The following is an 18,756-nucleotide window of genomic DNA, read 5'->3' as shown; positions in this document are numbered from 1 at the left end:
AAGGATTGCACGCAATAAAACGGCTCCCCTCACCCGGTCAGGGCGGAGAAGCCGTTAAGAAGAACCTTGTATTTGCAGCCAACGCGACACAGATTCACCGCCCGCTCTTTATATGTTGCTTGTTACAGGTACTGCAATTCGAACATTAAGCATGCATACGCAGATTGATCTTCTTCATCCGGTTAATGAAAAAGTTGTACTTCACATCCTCAGCCTCCGTACGCACCATCTCACTCTCACAGTCTTCACAGATGAAGTGCGAGACAATCACAATGCCTTCTTCCTTTTCTTGCCCGCAGATAATGCAGGCCTGCCCGGTTTGCTGTTCCATTTTCATCCCACCTTGACTCTTTTAAGAACAGTATGGTACACCTTCTATCATTTTAAACCTTTTCATAGTTTTTTCCTAATCCTTCATAGCCTAAAATATATATATTCGCCCGCTGCCCATTCGGTGAATCTGAGCCCGTTGTTTAATAAAACGCAGGAGCAGGCCGATAATAATAACAAGAGAACTTGCGAGGAGGTCCGAATTCCAGGTATGGAACCAAACACCAAAGGTGCCGCTACATTCTATCAATACAAGCTTATCAAAAAAATTACTATTACAGCATTCCTGCTGCGGGTCTATATCACCCTGCCCTTTATATGCCTTGTGCTCGAAAGTGTCTTTCTCTCCTGGCTTAGCGTTCTGTTCATGATTATAGCCGGACCTGTCATGCTGTGGATTCAGTATGTCATCTCACGCTCTGTGCTGCTGATTAGCGGACACCCTATCGCCAAGCGCTGGAGATTATCCCTGCGCCTGCCCTGGCCCGGTTACATGCCCGATCAATATATCAATTACGGCATCTTCCGTACCGTACAGCTGCATAACCTCTGGATCGGTCTTTGTATAGCCGCACTCTTCATCGTCTGGGCTCCGCCCGCCTTCACGGCTTCGCTGGCAGTATGCCACCTGTGGTTGCTGCTCCCCCGTCTGTATGCGCTGCTGCGCTTCAACAGTGTAGCCAAAGACGGGATGCTCAAGTTCAATGCAGCAGACGCCTCTTATTACGCCCAGTAATCACAACCAGATATACATAGCGCTGTATTTAAACGGCCAAGCATGCACGCATAAAAAATCGCCATCCATAACCGGACGGCGATTTTTTATCTGTTCTTCAAGCCTTTGGTTGTAACCTTCTTTTCCTTCGGAATCATCACGATGAAATAGTCATCATGAACGGTCAGGTGTACAATAAGTCCTTCTTTCTGAAAAACACGGGAGCTCCCGGAATCGTCTGCTTTCTGTTCCTGCTCTTCCCAGCCCCACGCTTTAATAGCTGCAAGATAAGGCTCGGGCACGCCTTTCTTCTCCTTCAACCCCGGCAAAGAATACCGTACATAGTCCATGGCTACATTTGTAGTTGTTCTGTCGGGTGAGCTTGCCTCTTTGGGAACGGGGAAATCTTCCTCATTAAGTGCACCGTTAAAAGTATCCCAAGCCGGCTCCTTCGTTCCGCAACCCGCCAGCATTACTCCGACTATACAAAGAATAACTAATATCCACAAAGGTTGAGTTCGCTTCATACCTTAAATCCTCCTTACCTCTACCATGCATCTAAAGACGCAAGAAAATTCCAGGATAGAATTTATACGTAGTTCATTCGTATTAAGGCTTTTGCTTATTTATTGCACTTTTCCATTATACTTGGAACCATCGCCTCGTCGGTAACAAAAATGTCACTCGTTTGTAAGCGTTTTTATAATAAAATACCGCACCCCTTCCCGCTTTTTATATATGCGGGTATACAAAAAAGCCATTGTCGAATTGTCGACAATGGCTCATGTGTGCTTGGCAACGTCCTACTCTCCCAGGACCCTTCGGTCCAAGTACCATCGGCGCTGGAGGGCTTAACGGTCGTGTTCGGGATGGGTACGTGTGGAACCCCTCCGCTATCGCCACCAAACGTGATTTTTCGAAGCCTACGCTTCTCGAAATCGCTACAGAAAATATCAAACCATCGGTTTAACATCCTGCCAGGCTTGATCGCCTGAAAACTGAATCCGAAACGAATCTGCGAATTATTTTTTGGATAAGCCCTCGACCGATTAGTATTGGTCAGCTCCATGCATTGCTGCACTTCCACCTCCAACCTATCTACCTCGTCGTCTTCAAGGGGTCTTACATACTGGGAAATCTCATCTTGAGGGGGCTTCACGCTTAGATGCTTTCAGCGCTTATCCCGTCCGTACGTAGCTACTCAGCCATGCTCCTGGCGGAACAACTGATGCACCAGCGGTACGTCCATCCCGGTCCTCTCGTACTAAGGACAGCTCCTCTCAAATTTCCTGCGCCCACGACAGATAGGGACCGAACTGTCTCACGACGTTCTGAACCCAGCTCGCGTACCGCTTTAATGGGCGAACAGCCCAACCCTTGGGACCTACTTCAGCCCCAGGATGCGATGAGCCGACATCGAGGTGCCAAACCTCCCCGTCGATGTGGACTCTTGGGGGAGATAAGCCTGTTATCCCCAGGGTAGCTTTTATCCGTTGAGCGATGGCCCTTCCATGCGGTACCACCGGATCACTAAGTCCGACTTTCGTCCCTGCTCGACTTGTAGGTCTCGCAGTCAAGCTCCCTTATGCCTTTGCACTCTGCGAATGATTTCCAACCATTCTGAGGGAACCTTTGAACGCCTCCGTTACTCTTTAGGAGGCGACCGCCCCAGTCAAACTGCCCGCCTGACACGGTCCCCGTACCCGATGAGGGCACTAGGTTAGAACCTAGATACGATCAGGGTGGTATCCCAACGGCGCCTCCGCAGAAGCTTGCGCTCCTGCCTCCACGGCTCCCACCTATCCTGTACAGATCGTACCCAAATTCAATATCAAGCTGCAGTAAAGCTCCATGGGGTCTTTCCGTCTTGTCGCGGGTAACCTGCATCTTCACAGGTATTAAAATTTCACCGGATCTCTCGTTGAGACAGCGCCCAAGTCGTTACGCCATTCGTGCGGGTCAGAATTTACCTGACAAGGAATTTCGCTACCTTAGGACCGTTATAGTTACGGCCGCCGTTTACTGGGGCTTCGGTTCACAGCTTCGGATTGCTCCTAACCGCTCCCCTTAACCTTCCAGCACCGGGCAGGCGTCAGCCCGTATACTTCGCCTTGCGGCTTCGCACAGACCTGTGTTTTTGCTAAACAGTCGCTTGGGCCTTTTCACTGCGGCCCCCTCGGGCTATTCACCCTACCGAGGCACCCCTTCTCCCGAAGTTACGGGGTCATTTTGCCGAGTTCCTTAACGAGAGTTCTTCCGCGCGCCTTAGAATTCTCTTCTCGCCTACCTGTGTCGGTTTGCGGTACGGGCACCTTCTCCTGGCTAGAGGCTTTTCTTGGCAGTGTGAGATCATGACCTTCGCTACTATAATTTTCGCTCCCCATCACAGCCCAGCCTTAACGATGTGCGGATTTGCCTGCACACCAGCCTCACTGCTTAGACGGACATCCATCAGTCCGCGTCACTACCCTCCTGCGTCACCCCATCGCTCATAGCGGATTACGGTGGTACAGTAATTTCAAACTGTTGTCCTTCGACTACGCCTGTCGGCCTCGCCTTAGGTCCCGACTTACCCTGAGCGGACGAGCCTTCCTCAGGAAACCTTGGGCTTTCGGCGGATCAGATTCTCACTGATCTTTTCGTTACTCATACCGGCATTCTCACTTGTATGCTGTCCAGCGCTCCTTACGGTACACCTTCAACCCACATACAACGCTCCCCTACCCCAGATGCAACGCATCTAGCCATAGCTTCGGTGGTGTGTTTAGCCCCGTTACATTTTCGGCGCAGAGTCACTCGACCAGTGAGCTATTACGCACTCTTTCAATGGTGGCTGCTTCTAAGCCAACATCCTGGTTGTCTGTGCAACTCCACATCCTTTCCCACTTAACACACACTTGGGGACCTTAGCTGATGGTCTGGGCTGTTTCCCTTTTGACAATGGATCTTAGCACTCACTGTCTGACTCCCGGCAAGAAGTAAATGGCATTCGGAGTTTGACTGAGCTTGGTAACCCTTGCGGGCCCCGCACCCAATCAGTGCTCTACCTCCACCACTCCATTCACCGAGGCTAGCCCTAAAGCTATTTCGGGGAGAACCAGCTATCTCCGAGTTCGATTGGAATTTCTCCGCTACCCCCACCTCATCCCCGCATTTTTCAACATGCGTGGGTTCGGGCCTCCAGTGCGTGTTACCGCACCTTCACCCTGGACAGGGGTAGATCACACGGTTTCGGGTCTACGTCCACATACTTAGTCGCCCTATTCAGACTCGCTTTCGCTGCGGCTCCGGCTTCTCACCTTAACCTTGCATATTAAACGTAACTCGCCGGTTCATTCTACAAAAGGCACGCCATCACCCATAAAGAGGGCTCTGACTTTTTGTAAGCACACGGTTTCAGGTTCTATTTCACTCCCCTTCCGGGGTGCTTTTCACCTTTCCCTCACGGTACTGTTTCACTATCGGTCGCCAGGTAGTATTTAGCCTTAGCAGATGGTCCTGCTGGATTCATACGGGGTTTCACGTGCCCCGCACTACTCGGGATCCGTCTCGGAGAGAACACAGTTTGGGCTACAGGGCTTTTACCTCTATCGCGGGCCTTTCCAGACCTCTTCGCCTACCATATTCCTTTGTAACTCCATGTGAGACGTCCCACAACCCCAAGAGGCAAGCCCCTTGGTTTAGGCTGTTCCGCGTTCGCTCGCCGCTACTGACGGAATCACTATTGTTTTCTCTTCCTCAGGGTACTTAGATGTTTCAGTTCCCCTGGTCTGCCTCTGCATTTCCTATGTATTCAGAAATGAGTAACTGCGAATTACCACAGCTGGGTTTCCCCATTCGGACACCCCCGGATCAAAGCTTGCTTACAGCTCCCCGAGGCAGTTTCGTTGTTCGCCACGTCCTTCGTCGGCTCCTGGCGCCTAGGCATCCTCCGTGTGCTCTTAGTAGCTTAACCAATGTGTTTTCCCTAAGGAAAATCGCTAGCATCGCCATTAATTCAAAACTTGTTTACACAAGTTCAGCTTAAAGGAATGTTCTAAAACGCAAATTCGTTTCGGTATCCAGTTTTCAAGGATCAAGTTTCTTACTTGAGAGCTTAAACTCTCAAAACTGACCAACGAGTGAGTATTCGAACCCAAGGGTTCTATTGTGGAAGCAAAGCTTCCGATTTGAATGTCTTCATTGCAGAAGACGATTCTCCATAGAAAGGAGGTGATCCAGCCGCACCTTCCGATACGGCTACCTTGTTACGACTTCACCCCAATCATCTACCCCACCTTCGGCGGCTGGCTCCCTTGCGGGTTACCCCACCGACTTCGGGTGTTGTAAACTCTCGTGGTGTGACGGGCGGTGTGTACAAGACCCGGGAACGTATTCACCGCGGCATGCTGATCCGCGATTACTAGCAATTCCGACTTCATGCAGGCGAGTTGCAGCCTGCAATCCGAACTGAGACCGGCTTTGCTGGGATTGGCTCCACCTCGCGGCTTCGCTTCCCGTTGTACCGGCCATTGTAGTACGTGTGTAGCCCAGGTCATAAGGGGCATGATGATTTGACGTCATCCCCACCTTCCTCCGGTTTGTCACCGGCAGTCACTCTAGAGTGCCCAGCTTCACCTGCTGGCAACTAAAGTCAAGGGTTGCGCTCGTTGCGGGACTTAACCCAACATCTCACGACACGAGCTGACGACAACCATGCACCACCTGTCTCAACTTTCCCCGAAGGGCACCTGATGCATCTCTGCTTCGTTAGTTGGATGTCAAGACCTGGTAAGGTTCTTCGCGTTGCTTCGAATTAAACCACATACTCCACTGCTTGTGCGGGTCCCCGTCAATTCCTTTGAGTTTCAGTCTTGCGACCGTACTCCCCAGGCGGAGTGCTTACTGTGTTAACTTCGGCACCAAGGGTATCGAAACCCCTAACACCTAGCACTCATCGTTTACGGCGTGGACTACCAGGGTATCTAATCCTGTTTGCTCCCCACGCTTTCGCGCCTCAGCGTCAGTTACAGCCCAGAAAGTCGCCTTCGCCACTGGTGTTCCTCCACATATCTACGCATTTCACCGCTACACGTGGAATTCCACTTTCCTCTTCTGTACTCAAGTCACCCAGTTTCCAGTGCGACCTCAGGTTGAGCCCAAGGTTTAAACACCAGACTTAAATAACCGCCTGCGCGCGCTTTACGCCCAATAATTCCGGACAACGCTTGCCCCCTACGTATTACCGCGGCTGCTGGCACGTAGTTAGCCGGGGCTTTCTTCTCAGGTACCGTCACTCCGGCAGCAGTTACTCTACCGGACGTTCTTCCCTGGCAACAGAGCTTTACGATCCGAAAACCTTCATCACTCACGCGGCATTGCTCCGTCAGGCTTGCGCCCATTGCGGAAGATTCCCTACTGCTGCCTCCCGTAGGAGTCTGGGCCGTGTCTCAGTCCCAGTGTGGCCGTTCACCCTCTCAGGTCGGCTACGCATCGTCGCCTTGGTGAGCCGTTACCCCACCAACTAGCTAATGCGCCGCAGGCCCATCCCCAAGCAGCAGATTGCTCCGCCTTTCATTCTTCTCTCAGGAGAAAAAAGAAATTATCCGGTATTAGCTACCGTTTCCGGTAGTTATCCCAGGCTTGAGGGCAGGTTGCCTACGTGTTACTCACCCGTCCGCCGCTAAGTCTGAAAGGAAGCAAGCTTCCTTTCAGACTCCGCTCGACTTGCATGTATTAGGCATGCCGCCAGCGTTCGTCCTGAGCCAGGATCAAACTCTCCAAATTGGTATTTAGAAAGAGCGATTGCTCATTTTGAAACATCTGACGAGAATTTACATTCTCATTTTTGGATCTCGCCGAAGCGGTCTCCGATACTCACTCGTTGTTCAGTTTTCAAAGATCAAGCTCGTTGTTAGCGACGATGTTGTCGTCACCAGCAACTCTTATAATATATCACATCCAGCCGATCAATGCAAGCTCTTTTTTTATCTTCTTGTTCGAGCCAGGACTTGATGTTTCGCGGCCAGAAATAGAATATATCACGGATAGACATTCATTGCAAGCATTATTTCTAAATCATTATCTAAAGCTACGCTTCCCCTAACCGGCCCTAACCCGGCAAGCAAGTTAGCATAGCTCTACTCCTCTGTCCGCGTGCTTAAGCAATAATTTCTTGAATATGAAGCTCCCGTTCATTGATCAGATTAACGATGTTTCCTTCAACCTGAACCATGGGTCTTGTCGGGTTGTTACGATCGGTAAAGATGATTTCCCCATGACGCCCATCGCTGAGCCGTATCCGTGTACCGTTATATAGGTCTGTCGTCTTTTGAATGAAGGTCTGTACGATTACCGGATCGAGCTTTCCGAAGCTCTCCTTCTGCAGCTGCTCCAATACCAGATAAGGCGACTGTGCCTTTCTGTAGGCTTTTCCCAGCGTCATGGCATGAAAGATATCGGCGACTGCCACAATCTTGGCGTAGAAATGAATCTGGCTGCCATCCAGCCTAAGTGGATACCCTGAACCATCTATCTTCTCATGGTGCTGCAGGGCGGCGAGTCTAACCCCTTCGTTAATGGCTGTAACATTGCGCAGCAGCTGATAACCGTATGTAGTGTGCCTGCGTACCTCGTCAATCTCTGCACCGCTTAGAGGGGTTGGCTTCTGCAGCAGCGCTTCGTCTACCTTAATGTTACCTATATCGTGCAGCAAGCCGGCAAAAGCAGCCTGCATCCAGTCCTTCTGCGGATATCCGCACCACTGGGCAATTCGATAGGAGGTCAGGGCAGACAAGACCGCATTATGATAGTTATATTCCTGGTCAATCAGCACACGCGGCGCAAACTTTAAGACATGATAATCCTTCAAATGGGTAATCAGCAGCTCCAGTTGACTCCGCAGTTCGAAGATCGGAAGAGCCGCTGCGGCCGCTGCACGGTAGCTTTGCTTGATAAGCACCAGCATTTTCTCATACTCATCGTGAAGCGGAGAATTACTCTTGGCCAGCACCGACTCATTAATCAGAGCACCCGCCTTAGCCGCTTGCTGCTTCACTGCCGGTTTAGCGCTCTCTGCCGATTTGTCTTCCCCTTGTGCCCCTTCAATCTCAACCTGTCCGATCAAAAAAGCCTGCAAAATCTCAATATCCCGGGGGAGAATGATTTTGCCCTTCCCGAACAATACTCCTCCTAAAGGAGTAATTACATCCTTTATAATCTTTGAACCCGCTTTAATCTCTCCAACGGATATGTTTGGCATTAGCCCAAGCCCCTTTATGTCGGTGACACCTATGATGCTCTAATTATAGTATGGAACCCGGGAAGCGGCTAGATAGAGAATTCCCCGTTCATCAGTTAATAGAATATAAAAAAAGAGCATGGATTTCTATACATCAGAAACCCATGCTCTCCTGCCATCCTTATTCGAGGCTATCGTCTTCGTTCACGGCATCCGCTTCAGACTGGCTAGCTTCCATCTCGCCTTCGTCTTCTACAGGAACTCCTTGAATGTCTTCGCCATCCTCATGCTCAGACAGCTCTTCATCCTCTTTGTCCGCTCTGCACAGTGTAGCTACAGCATCATCCTCACGGATATTAATCAGCTTAACGCCCTGCGCATAACGGCCCATGGTGGATATTCCGTCCATGCTGGTACGTATCAGGGTACCGCTGGTCGTAATAATCATCAGATCCTCGTCCTGCTTGACGACCTTCAGCCCGACAACCGGCCCGTTCTTATCCGTAAGGTTAATGGTCTTGATGCCTTTACCGCCGCGGGTCTGGGACCGGTAGTCAGCAGCAGGTGTCCGCTTACCATAGCCCTTGGTGGTTACGATCAGCACCTCAAGCTCCTGGTCTACGCAGTCCATGCCAATAACATGGTCATTGGAATCAAGCGTGATTCCCTTAACCCCGGTAGCGCTGCGGCCCATGGAACGCACATCATTCTCCGAGAAGGTAATCGACATTCCGCGTGCAGTACCGATAATCAGATTCTGCTCACCGTCTGTCAGCTTCACCTCAATCAGTGAATCCTCCTCACGGAGATTGATTGCAATCAGGCCACCCTTACGGATGTTGTTGTAATCTTCCAGAGGCGTCTTCTTCACAATTCCCTCGCGGGTAGCGAAGAACAGGTACTTGTCACTGTCCGCTTCTTCCACCTGGATGACCGCACTGATCTTCTCGCCCTGCTCGATTTGAATCAGGTTGATGATCGGCGTTCCCCGGGCAGTCCGTCCAAGCTCCGGAATTTCATAGGCCTTAATCCGGTACACCTTACCCTTATCAGTGAAGAACATCAGGTAGTTATGGGAGTTGCTCACGAAGAGATGCTCCACAAAGTCCTGGTCCTTGGTGTCCATCCCGATGACACCGCGTCCGCCGCGCTTCTGGCTGCGGTAGGTGTTGACCGGAAGACGTTTGATGTAACCGGTGTGGGTAATCGTGATAACAACCTCTTCACGCGGAATCAGATCCTCGTCAAGGATGCTTTCTTCCCCAACGGTAATTTCTGTACGGCGGTCATCGGAGTACTTATCCCGGATCTCCTGCAGCTCATTGCTGATAATATCCAGCACAAGATGCTCATTGGCCAGAATCTCACGGTATTCGGCAATTTTGGCCAAAAGCTCGTTATATTCGTTTTCGATCTTCTCGCGTTCCAGACCGGTCAGACGCTGCATCCGCATATCGAGGATCGCCTGGGCCTGCTCTACGCTTAGACTGAAGGTCTCCATCAGACCTTCCCGGGCAATGTCGGTAGTGCGTGAGGCGCGGATCAGGGCAATGACCTCATCCAGATGATCCAGGGCAATACGCAGACCTTCCAGAATATGCGCCCGTGCTTCCGCCTTCTTAAGGTCGAAGATCGTCCGGCGGCGGATGACTTCGATCTGATGCTGCAGATAGTGATATAGCACATCGCGCAGATTCAGAGTCTTCGGTTCATTGTTGACAATAGCCAGCATGTTGATCCCGAAGGTGGACTGCATAGAAGTATGCTTGTAGAGATTGTTGAGTACCACACTCGGATTCACATCCCGTCTCATTTCAACCACTACGCGCATTCCATTACGGTCAGACTCATCACGCAGATCCGTAATTCCCTCGATGCGCTTCTCACGCACCAGCTCCGCAATCTTCTCCACGAGCCGGGCTTTGTTGACCTGGTAAGGAAGCTCATGCACAATAATCCGGGCCTTGCCGTTATTCTCTTCAATTGTCGCCTTGGCACGCATGGTAACCGATCCGCGTCCAGTGCGGTAGGCCTGACGGATGCCTTCACGGCCCAGAATATATCCGGCCGTCGGGAAATCCGGGCCTTGAATATATTCCATAAGCTCCATAGGCGTAATATCAGGATTCTTGATCATCGCCTGCACACCGTCAATAACCTCACCGAGGTTATGCGGAGGAATGTTGGTTGCCATCCCCACCGCAATCCCGCCTACACCATTGACCAGCAGATTGGGATAACGCGCCGGCAAGACTACAGGCTCGTTCTCTTCACCGTCATAGTTGGGCGCGAAGTCAACGGTCTCCTTGTTCAGGTCACGGAGCATTTCTCCGGCAATTTTGGACAAACGTGCTTCTGTATAACGCATTGCAGCCGCCATGTCTCCGTCTATGGAACCGAAGTTACCATGACCGTCTACAAGCATATAGCGCATGGAGAAGTCCTGTGCCATACGTACCATTGTTTCATAGACTGCTGAGTCACCGTGTGGGTGATACTTACCGATAACCTCACCGACGATTCTCGCTGACTTCTTATGTGGCTTATCCGAGGACATACCAAGTTCCGACATTGCAAACAAAATGCGTCGGTGAACAGGCTTAAGTCCATCCCGCACATCCGGCAAAGCCCGGCTTACAATGATGCTCATTGCGTAATCCATAAAGGATTCGCGCATTTCCACGCCAATGTCCCGATCTTTGACTTGCGGGTTATTTTGTTCAGCCATGAGTTGGTGGACCTCCTTCAGTTAAAAACCGCTACCCTATATTATATTACTTTCACAAAACCAGCACAATTAAACATGATAGCCTGTTATCGTCTATATTGATTTTCTTTTAGTACGGATAAGGGTATACGCCCTCTCCGCTGCTGTCTTCAGTACATAGACTGTAGAGACAAGAGAATTGGCTTCATGCCCCTGTTTTCGTCCCAAAAAGCATAATCTCATATCCTTATATTATAACATTATTTTGCTTTCTTGTCCTGAAAATTCGCTATGCGTAAAGAAACGGAGGCAGAACATGAAGATTCAACGCGTGTCCAGCAAATGGGCAAAAACGAAAGTCATTCTGCAAAACCGTCAGCTCTCGGTCTATATTCCGGAAACGCGCAAATACGGCCTGGAGGATCTGAAAGAAATGCTGCATCTGCATGGCACGGTATATATAAAGCCCGACCGCGGAACCTATGGCAGCGGAGTGATGAGAGCCGAGCAGAGGGTTGTACACTTAAGTCCCAGCGGGCAGCAGCCGGAGACCGGTGAACCGGAGACAGCAGCTGCAGGCATTGAAGCAGAAGTACCGGCAGAGCCGAAGCTGATGTATATTCTCAGGTATGCGAAGGACGCCGAGGTCTTTAATAGCCCTGAAGAGCTTCATGCCGCACTGGTGCCCCGGATTAAAGACCGCAGCTATCTGGTCCAGCAGGGCATTGATCTGCTGCAGCATCAGGAGCGCCCCTTCGACCTGCGGGTGCTTACCCAAAAGAATCCCCAGGGCAGCTGGGAGACTACAGGCATGCTTGGCCGGGTCGCCGCACCGCAGAAGGTGATCACGAATTATCACAGCGGGGGCAGTGTTTTTCCGGTAGGTGCCTTGTTCAAGGAGCATATGACCTCTGACGAAATGTCTGCAACTACCCAGCAGCTCAAATCGCTGGGCGTCCGAATCGGCGCGCAGCTCGAAACGGCTTATCCAGGCCTTAAGGAGCTGGGGCTTGATGTCGCCATAGACCAGCATCACGATCTATGGCTGCTTGAAGTAAACACCTTACCCTCCATCATTGTCTTCAAATTATTCCCGAACAAAGCTATTTACCGCAAAATCCACCGTTACGCTGTGGCCTATGGACGGTTGAAGCCTAACCGGAAGTCCGTGACCAGCCGCCGTAAGCGAATATCGAACTTCTAGCTCTATGTATTCAAACGGCAGACTATATAACCTCTGTATTACTAAAAAACCTCCGGCTTCATCCGCAAGGGATAATCCGGAGGTTCGCTATGTGCGGCTTAAATATCCAGGTTCTTAACCGATTGCGCATGCTCCTGAATGAATTCACGGCGCGGTTCGACATTGTCACCCATCAGGGTATCAAAGATGCTGTCCGCCAGCATGGCATCCTCAATGGTCACCTGCAGCATGGTGCGGCTCTCAGGGTCCATCGTCGTGTCCCACAGCTGAGCGGCGTTCATCTCACCCAGACCTTTGTAGCGCTGAACATTAACCTTCACGTTCTCACCAAAGGCAGCAATGATCTCATCGCGCTCCTTCTCGGTCTGTGCATAGCGCACAACCTTGTTGCGCTCGATCTTGAAGAGCGGCGGCTGGGCGATATAGATATACCCTGCGTCAACAATCTTCCGCATGTAGCGGTAGAAGAAGGTCAGCAGCAGTGTTCGGATATGGGCGCCGTCGACGTCCGCATCCGTCATAATGACAACCTTGTGGTAACGCGCCTTCGAGAGGTCGAAATCATCGCTAATCCCGGTTCCGAGTGCGGTGATAATCGCCCGGATTTCCGCATTGGACAAGATCCGGTCCAGCCGGGCCTTCTCGACGTTCAGAATCTTACCGCGCAGCGGCAGGATCGCCTGAAAATGACGGTCCCGGCCTTGCTTGGCTGATCCGCCTGCCGAGTCACCTTCGACGATGTACAGCTCACTGATCGACGCATCCTTGGAGGAGCAGTCCGCCAGCTTGCCCGGCAGGGCGCTGACTTCAAGCGCACTTTTGCGGCGGGTCAGCTCACGGGCCTTTTTGGCCGCTTCACGGGCACGGGAAGCCTGCAATGACTTCTCCAGCACCTTGCGTGAGACGGCAGGATTCTCTTCCAGGAACTCCTGCAGCTTCTCGCCGAACAGTGATTCTACAATCCCGCGGACTTCACTGTTGCCGAGCTTGGTCTTGGTTTGGCCTTCGAACTGCGGCTCAGGGATTTTGACGGAAATAATCGCCGTCAGACCTTCACGGACATCATCACCGGTCAGATTCTGGCTGCTATCCTTGATCACGCCGGCCTTGCGTGCGTAATCATTAATGATCCGCGTCAAAGCGCTCTTGAAGCCGGATTCATGCGTTCCGCCCTCGTGGGTATTGATATTGTTGGCGAATGAATAGATATTCTCTGTATATGAATCGTTATATTGGAGAGCTACTTCAACCGCGATCATATCCCGTGAGCCTTCCACGTAGATCGGATCCTCATGAAGAGCTTCTTTTTTCTCGTTAAGGTATTTCACATACTCCACAATACCGCCTTCATACTTGAACGTATTGTTGACTCCGGTCCGTTCATCCAGCAGTGACAGCTCAATGCCCTTGTTCAGGAAGGCCAGCTCTCGGATACGGGTAAGGAGCGTGGAGTATTCAAAAGTAGTGGTTTCGGTAAAAATATCCGGGTCCGGGTGGAAGGTGGTGGTGGTCCCCGTCTCCTCTGTATCCCCGATCACTCTGATGTCATATTGCGGCACGCCGCGGTTGTACTCCTGCTGGTAGACATGCCCGTCACGCTTGACGGTCACTACTACCTTCTCGGACAAAGCGTTAACCACAGAGATCCCCACGCCGTGAAGACCGCCGGACACCTTGTAACCCCCGCCGCCGAACTTACCGCCTGCATGCAGGACAGTCATGACCACTTCAAGCGTGGACTTCTTCAGCTTGACGTTCTCACCGACAGGAATTCCCCGCCCGTTGTCAATAACAGTCACACTATTATTTTCAGTAATTATGACTTGAATCCGGTCGCAAAAACCTGCCAGCGCCTCATCGATACTATTATCGACAACCTCCCAGACCAAATGATGCAGACCTTTGGAGCTGGTGGAGCCAATGTACATGCCGGGACGTTTCCGAACTGCTTCCAGCCCTTCCAGTACCTGAATCTGGCTCTCATCATATGTCGGTTGATTCATTGACATGCCTTCACCTACTTCTTTCAGATTATCTCTTGTAACTTACGAAACCTATATTTCTAACAAGATCTTGGCTCTTTTTTTGAGAGTGGAGGAGGAGATCGGGGAGTAGTAGACAGTATTCCTGGTCACGACAATAGACTTCGCTTCCTCTTCACCAATGCGTTCCAGCTTCTTATCCTGCTGGGAATGAGTCATAAACTGCTTCGATACCTTGGAGGACTTCTCAATCGATATATCAAATATAGCAATCAGCTCTGAGGATCGAATAATTTTTTCTCCGCCCAAATGAATATACATGGTCTTCCTCCGCTCTTTATAACCCCACTTTGCCGCCATGAACATGATACAGGATTGCACCCTTTAGTTTATCAGCGTTCAGTCCCTCAACACCGGTGGCAGTGATGAAGGTCTGCACCTTGCTCTGAAAGGTTTCGATAAGCTGGGTCTGACGATAGGGATCAAGTTCGGACAAAACATCATCAAGAAGCAGCACAGGGTATTCTCCGATCTCCTCATGGATCAGTTCAATTTCCGCCAGCTTGAGCGATAAAGCTGCCGTACGTTGCTGCCCTTGGGAACCGTAGACCTGAGCTTCTCTTCCGTTGATAAAAAAGGACAGGTCATCCCGATGGGGACCCGTCAGCGTCATGCCGCGCCTGATTTCCTGATCTCTTGTTTGTGATAACTTTAACATAAATTTGTCCAATAAGACAGCTTCATCTTCCTCTTCACGCTCACCAAAGGAGGGGACATAGAGCAGCTTGAGCTCTTCTCCGCCGTTTGTGATGCCCCGGTGGATGCTTTCTGCCCATATCTGCAGCTTCTTTATGAATTGTTTCCTTTTTTTAACGATTTTAACACCATGTTCTACAAGTTGGGCATCCCAGATGTCCAGAAGCTCCCGGCCGCCAGCCTCCTTGCCCCATAACTGCTTCAGCAAATTGCCCCGCTGGAGGAGGATTTTCTGGTACTGCTGCAGATGAAACAGGTAGCTCGGCTGAACCTGGCCAATCTCCATGTCAAGGAACCGGCGCCGGATGCCCGGGGTGCCTTTAACAATCTCCAGATCCTCCGGAGCAAACATTACAACGTTCAGCGAGCCTACGAATTCACTGAGCCGCCGTTGCTCCAGTCCGTTAATTCTGGCCTTCTTGCCCTGCGGGGACAGGGTCAGCTCCAGCTTAAGATCTCCGTATTTGCGCTCTACTTCAGCAACAATCTGTGCGGAGCCCGCCGGGGCATCGAAGGAGATCAGCTCCTTGTCCTTGGAGGTCCGGTGGCTTTTGGTCATCGCAAGGACAAACAAAGCCTCCATGAGATTGGTTTTGCCCTGGGCGTTCTGTCCGAGAATGAGATTCACATCGCCCAGATGCTCAAGACGCAGCAGCCCATAGTTGCGGTAATCCTGCAGTCCGATATTTTTGACAAACAAGAGCCTGTTCCTCCTTAGGGTTACTCCTCCTTGACGCCGCCGCCCTCAACTTCAAAGACGCCGTTATCCTGTACCTCGATTGTATCACCCGGGTAGAGCTTCCGGCCACGCCGTTCTTCTACCTCACCGTTCACCTGCACATGCCCTTCCTGCAGCAGTGCCTTAGCCATTCCCCCTGTGGATACACAATCGGAGAGCTTCAGGAACTGGTCGAGCTTAATATATCCACTGTGGATAACTATTTTTTTCATGTTTTTGATCCTCTCAGCCACTTATCCACATGTTCATGAACAGGGCGTTAATTAGTTGTCCGGTACGGCAGAATCACATACAGGCTGCGGCTCTCATCGAGCGGTCTGAGAATAATCGGGCTCATCATGCCGGTGAAGGCGATCACGAGCTGCTCACTCTCCACCACCTTCAGCACATCGAGCATATATTTGGAGTTGAAGGAGATGCGCAGCGGCTCGCCTTTGAAATCGATAACTTCCAGCTCTTCACGGACCTTCCCCAGCTCGGAGGAACTGGAAGAGATCTCCACATCACCGTTTTCCAGGGTCTGCATCCGGACGATGTTCGTTTTCTCTTCGCGGGACAGCAAATAAGCACGGTCAATCGATTCGCTTAATTTTTTTGTGTCCAAAGTTAGTTCTGTTTTGTAGGTGGTTGGAATAATTCTAGAAGTATCCGGATAAATGCCATCCAGAATCCGCGAATAGAACAGCACTTTGTCGATTTTGAACAGCACCTGGTTATCGGCGACGACAATATCCACCAGCATATTCTGATCAGGGATAATTTTGCTCAGCTCGTTCAGCGTTTTGCCGGCAATGACAATATTCGCGAACTGGATATTCTCTGTGCCTTCCAGGTGTGCAGCTCTGGTTGCGAGCCGGTGGCGGTCGGTAGCCGTGAACTTGAATTCATTGTCGGCCAGATTCCACAGAATGCCTGTCAGGATCGGTGTGGTCTCTTGGGTGGAGATGGAGAAGGCAGTCTGCTTGATCATATTCTTCAGCAAATCACCGGGCATGGAGATGGTTTCATTCTCTTCAATGCTTGGCAGAACAGGGAATTCTTCAGGATCGAGGCCCACAATCTGAATCTCCGTAGAGCCGGAGGAGATGTAGGTCTGGAAGCCTTCCTTGACTTCCATGTGAATTTCTTTGGAGGGAAGCTTCTTGATAATCTCTACGAAAAATTTGGCGGGAAGCACTACGCTGCCCGGCTGCTCTACCTTGACGATCGTCTGGCTGTCATTCTCGGCAGGGATGAAGGACTGAATGGAAATATCCGTATCACTTGCAGTCAGTGTAACGCCCTGATGGCTAACCTCAAACTTAATACCGGTCAGAATAGGGATAGTTGTTCTGCTGGAGATTGCCTTGGAGACATGGCCGATGGATTCGTTAAGCTCGTTTTTGAGAATGCTGATTTTCATGATTTCACTCCTAGCTGAAAAATTGGGAAATGGGTGTACGTAAATGCTCTTTGAAACCTGCTCTTAGAAGATGAATTATTATAGTTATTTAATAGTATTAGTAGTAGGGGCTCCGTTTATGTGGATAAGTGGCTAAACAGCATAAAATTAAGCCTACCCACATGTGTATAGATTGTGTATAGGCTCTTTGTTCCTCTTAGGAAGGATTTTTAATTTTCTCCGAAAGATTATTTACCACTTTATAGAGCTCCTGGTCCACCTTTAATTGCTGCGTAATCTTCTCATGGGCATGGATAACGGTCGTATGATCGCGTCCTCCGAAGGCCTCGCCGATCTTAGGAAGCGAATAATCCGTCAGCTCGCGGGAGAGATACATGGCAATCTGCCTTGGAAAAGCCACAGCCTTCGTGCGTTTCCGCGCTTTGAAGTCCTCCATGCGCAAATTGTAGTATTCACCGACTTTTTGCTGAATATCGTTAATGGTGATCATCTTCGGACGGCTCGAAGGGATGATATCCTTCAGCGCTTCGGCTGCCAGATGTGTCGTCACATCCTGGTTCGTCAGGGAAGAATAAGCCACTACACGGATCAGCGCGCCTTCAAGCTCCCGGATATTCGTGTCGATCTGGTTGGCAATGTACATCATGGCTTCGTTCGGGATATCCAGGTTCTCCGCCTTGGCCTTCTTGCGTAGAATGGCAATCCGCGTCTCAAGATCGGGGGGCTGGATATCTGTGATCAGTCCCCATTCGAACCGGGAACGCAGCCGTTCTTCCAGAGTAGGAATTTCCTTGGGAGGCCGGTCGCTAGAGATGATAATTTGCTTGCGTTCTTCGTGAAGAGCATTGAACGTATGGAAAAATTCCTCCTGCGTGGACTCCTTGCCGGCCAGGAATTGGATGTCGTCAATCAGCAAAATGTCAACATTGCGGTACTTGTTGCGGAAGCTTTCGCCGCGGTTATCACGGATGGAGTTGATGAATTCATTCGTGAATTTCTCGGAGGAGATGTAAATCACCTTGTTGTTGGGGTTATGCTCCAGCACATAATGGCCGATCGCATGCATAAGGTGAGTCTTTCCGAGACCTACGCCTCCATACAGAAACAGAGGGTTATAGGCTTTGGCCGGCGCTTCGGCTACAGCAAGGGAGGCTGCATGCGCAAAACGGTTGCCTGAGCCGATCACGAATGTGTCGAAGGTGTATTTGGGATTGAGCAAATGTGTCTGTGCCTCTTCGCGCGAAACAACGGGAGTGGGCGCACTTTGCTGAACCACAGGCTCAGAGGGCTTGTTCTCCTCAATGACAAATTTGACTTCCACTTGCTGTCCGGTAACTTCATATACCGTTGCTCCTACCAGTTTGGTATAGCGACTTTCCAGCCATTCTACGGCAAAGGTTGTAGGCGCCGAGATGATAAGAGCCTGGGAATTGAATGTCATGGCCTTGGTGGCCTTGAACCAGGTATCGAAGCTCGGCTTGCTTAGTTTGGTTTGAATAATCGATAATATTTGCTGCCATAATTCGGAAGTATGGCTGTCCACAGACTGTCACTCCTTTAAATCTTCCAAATGTGGCATCAGCCATGAAGTGGAAATGTCGAAGAAAATGGGTTGGCGATTAATCTTATCCCCAGTATGCAACTTCAAGAGACAAAAAAATATGGATAAATTTGAATTGTTCACAACTTTATCCACAGCTTG

Annotated in this window: 12 protein-coding genes and 3 rRNA genes; 2 read left to right on the top strand and 13 right to left on the bottom strand. The window is 50.5% G+C overall.

The genetic code is table 11. The features are described 5' to 3' along the window. Positions 1-145: 145 nt before the first annotated feature. Positions 146-331 (bottom strand): sigma factor G inhibitor Gin, encoded by a 186-nt coding sequence (locus tag NST26_RS33390; RefSeq protein ID WP_036723987.1) that lies wholly within the window; start codon positions 329-331, stop codon positions 146-148. Between the two features lie 210 nt (positions 332-541). On the opposite strand from NST26_RS33390, the gene NST26_RS33385 reads away from it, so the two are divergent. Further along, positions 542-1,066, top strand: coding sequence for a hypothetical protein (locus tag NST26_RS33385; protein WP_340980747.1), 525 nt, complete (start codon positions 542-544; stop codon positions 1,064-1,066). Positions 1,067-1,152: 86 nt separating this feature from the next. On the opposite strand, the gene NST26_RS33380 is transcribed toward NST26_RS33385, so the two are convergent. The 6 genes from NST26_RS33380 to gyrA all read right to left on the bottom strand — a co-directional run bounded on the left by NST26_RS33380 (position 1,153) and on the right by gyrA (position 10,992). Beyond that, complete coding sequence (locus tag NST26_RS33380; RefSeq protein ID WP_036723990.1) at positions 1,153-1,572, bottom strand: hypothetical protein; 420 nt, start codon at positions 1,570-1,572, stop codon at positions 1,153-1,155. Between the two features lie 263 nt (positions 1,573-1,835). Further along, a 5S ribosomal RNA gene (gene rrf, locus NST26_RS33375) occupies positions 1,836-1,952 on the bottom strand. A 122-nt stretch (positions 1,953-2,074) separates the two neighbouring features. Further along, positions 2,075-5,000, bottom strand: a 23S ribosomal RNA gene (locus NST26_RS33370). Positions 5,001-5,250: 250 nt separating this feature from the next. Beyond that, positions 5,251-6,811 (bottom strand): 16S ribosomal RNA (locus NST26_RS33365). Together the 16S, 23S and 5S rRNA genes form the textbook arrangement of a ribosomal RNA operon. Before the next feature lie 373 nt (positions 6,812-7,184). Beyond that, positions 7,185-8,285, bottom strand: a complete 1,101-nt coding sequence (locus NST26_RS33360; RefSeq protein WP_036728078.1) for an HD-GYP domain-containing protein — start codon at positions 8,283-8,285, stop codon at positions 7,185-7,187. A gap of 160 nt (positions 8,286-8,445) precedes the next feature. Beyond that, positions 8,446-10,992: a DNA gyrase subunit A gene (gene gyrA, locus NST26_RS33355; protein ID WP_036728076.1), complete on the bottom strand. Its 2,547-nt coding sequence runs from the start codon at positions 10,990-10,992 to the stop codon at positions 8,446-8,448. Between the two features lie 295 nt (positions 10,993-11,287). Between gyrA and NST26_RS33350 the strand changes: the two genes are divergently transcribed. After that, entirely contained in the window at positions 11,288-12,175 is an 888-nt protein-coding gene (locus NST26_RS33350) for a YheC/YheD family protein (protein ID WP_340956923.1), read from the top strand. Between the two features lie 98 nt (positions 12,176-12,273). Here the strand turns inward: NST26_RS33350 and gyrB are convergent, their stop codons facing one another. The 6 genes from gyrB to dnaA all read right to left on the bottom strand — a co-directional run bounded on the left by gyrB (position 12,274) and on the right by dnaA (position 18,597). Beyond that, positions 12,274-14,184, bottom strand: a complete 1,911-nt coding sequence (gene gyrB / locus NST26_RS33345) for a DNA topoisomerase (ATP-hydrolyzing) subunit B (protein WP_209879303.1) — start codon at positions 14,182-14,184, stop codon at positions 12,274-12,276. Between the two features lie 45 nt (positions 14,185-14,229). Beyond that, positions 14,230-14,478 carry an extracellular matrix regulator RemB gene (gene remB, locus NST26_RS33340; RefSeq protein WP_036728071.1) on the bottom strand — a complete coding sequence of 83 codons (249 nt, stop codon included), beginning with the start codon at positions 14,476-14,478 and terminating at the stop codon, positions 14,230-14,232. A 16-nt stretch (positions 14,479-14,494) separates the two neighbouring features. Further along, positions 14,495-15,613 carry a DNA replication/repair protein RecF gene (recF, locus tag NST26_RS33335; protein ID WP_036728069.1) on the bottom strand — a complete coding sequence of 373 codons (1,119 nt, stop codon included), beginning with the start codon at positions 15,611-15,613 and terminating at the stop codon, positions 14,495-14,497. Positions 15,614-15,633: 20 nt separating this feature from the next. Further along, positions 15,634-15,864: a S4 domain-containing protein YaaA gene (yaaA, locus tag NST26_RS33330; protein WP_036699885.1), complete on the bottom strand. Its 231-nt coding sequence runs from the start codon at positions 15,862-15,864 to the stop codon at positions 15,634-15,636. 47 nt (positions 15,865-15,911) lie between these two features. Next, positions 15,912-17,054, bottom strand: coding sequence for a DNA polymerase III subunit beta (gene dnaN / locus NST26_RS33325; RefSeq protein WP_036728067.1), 1,143 nt, complete (start codon positions 17,052-17,054; stop codon positions 15,912-15,914). Between the two features lie 196 nt (positions 17,055-17,250). Then, entirely contained in the window at positions 17,251-18,597 is a 1,347-nt protein-coding gene (dnaA, locus tag NST26_RS33320) for a chromosomal replication initiator protein DnaA (protein ID WP_036699882.1), read from the bottom strand. Positions 18,598-18,756: the final 159 nt, after the last annotated feature.

The sequence above is a fragment of the Paenibacillus sp. FSL R7-0128 genome, assembly GCF_038002245.1.
In the GTDB taxonomy this organism is placed as follows: domain Bacteria; phylum Bacillota; class Bacilli; order Paenibacillales; family Paenibacillaceae; genus Paenibacillus_AQ; species Paenibacillus_AQ silagei.
This window is presented reverse-complemented; position numbering and strand designations above follow the sequence as displayed.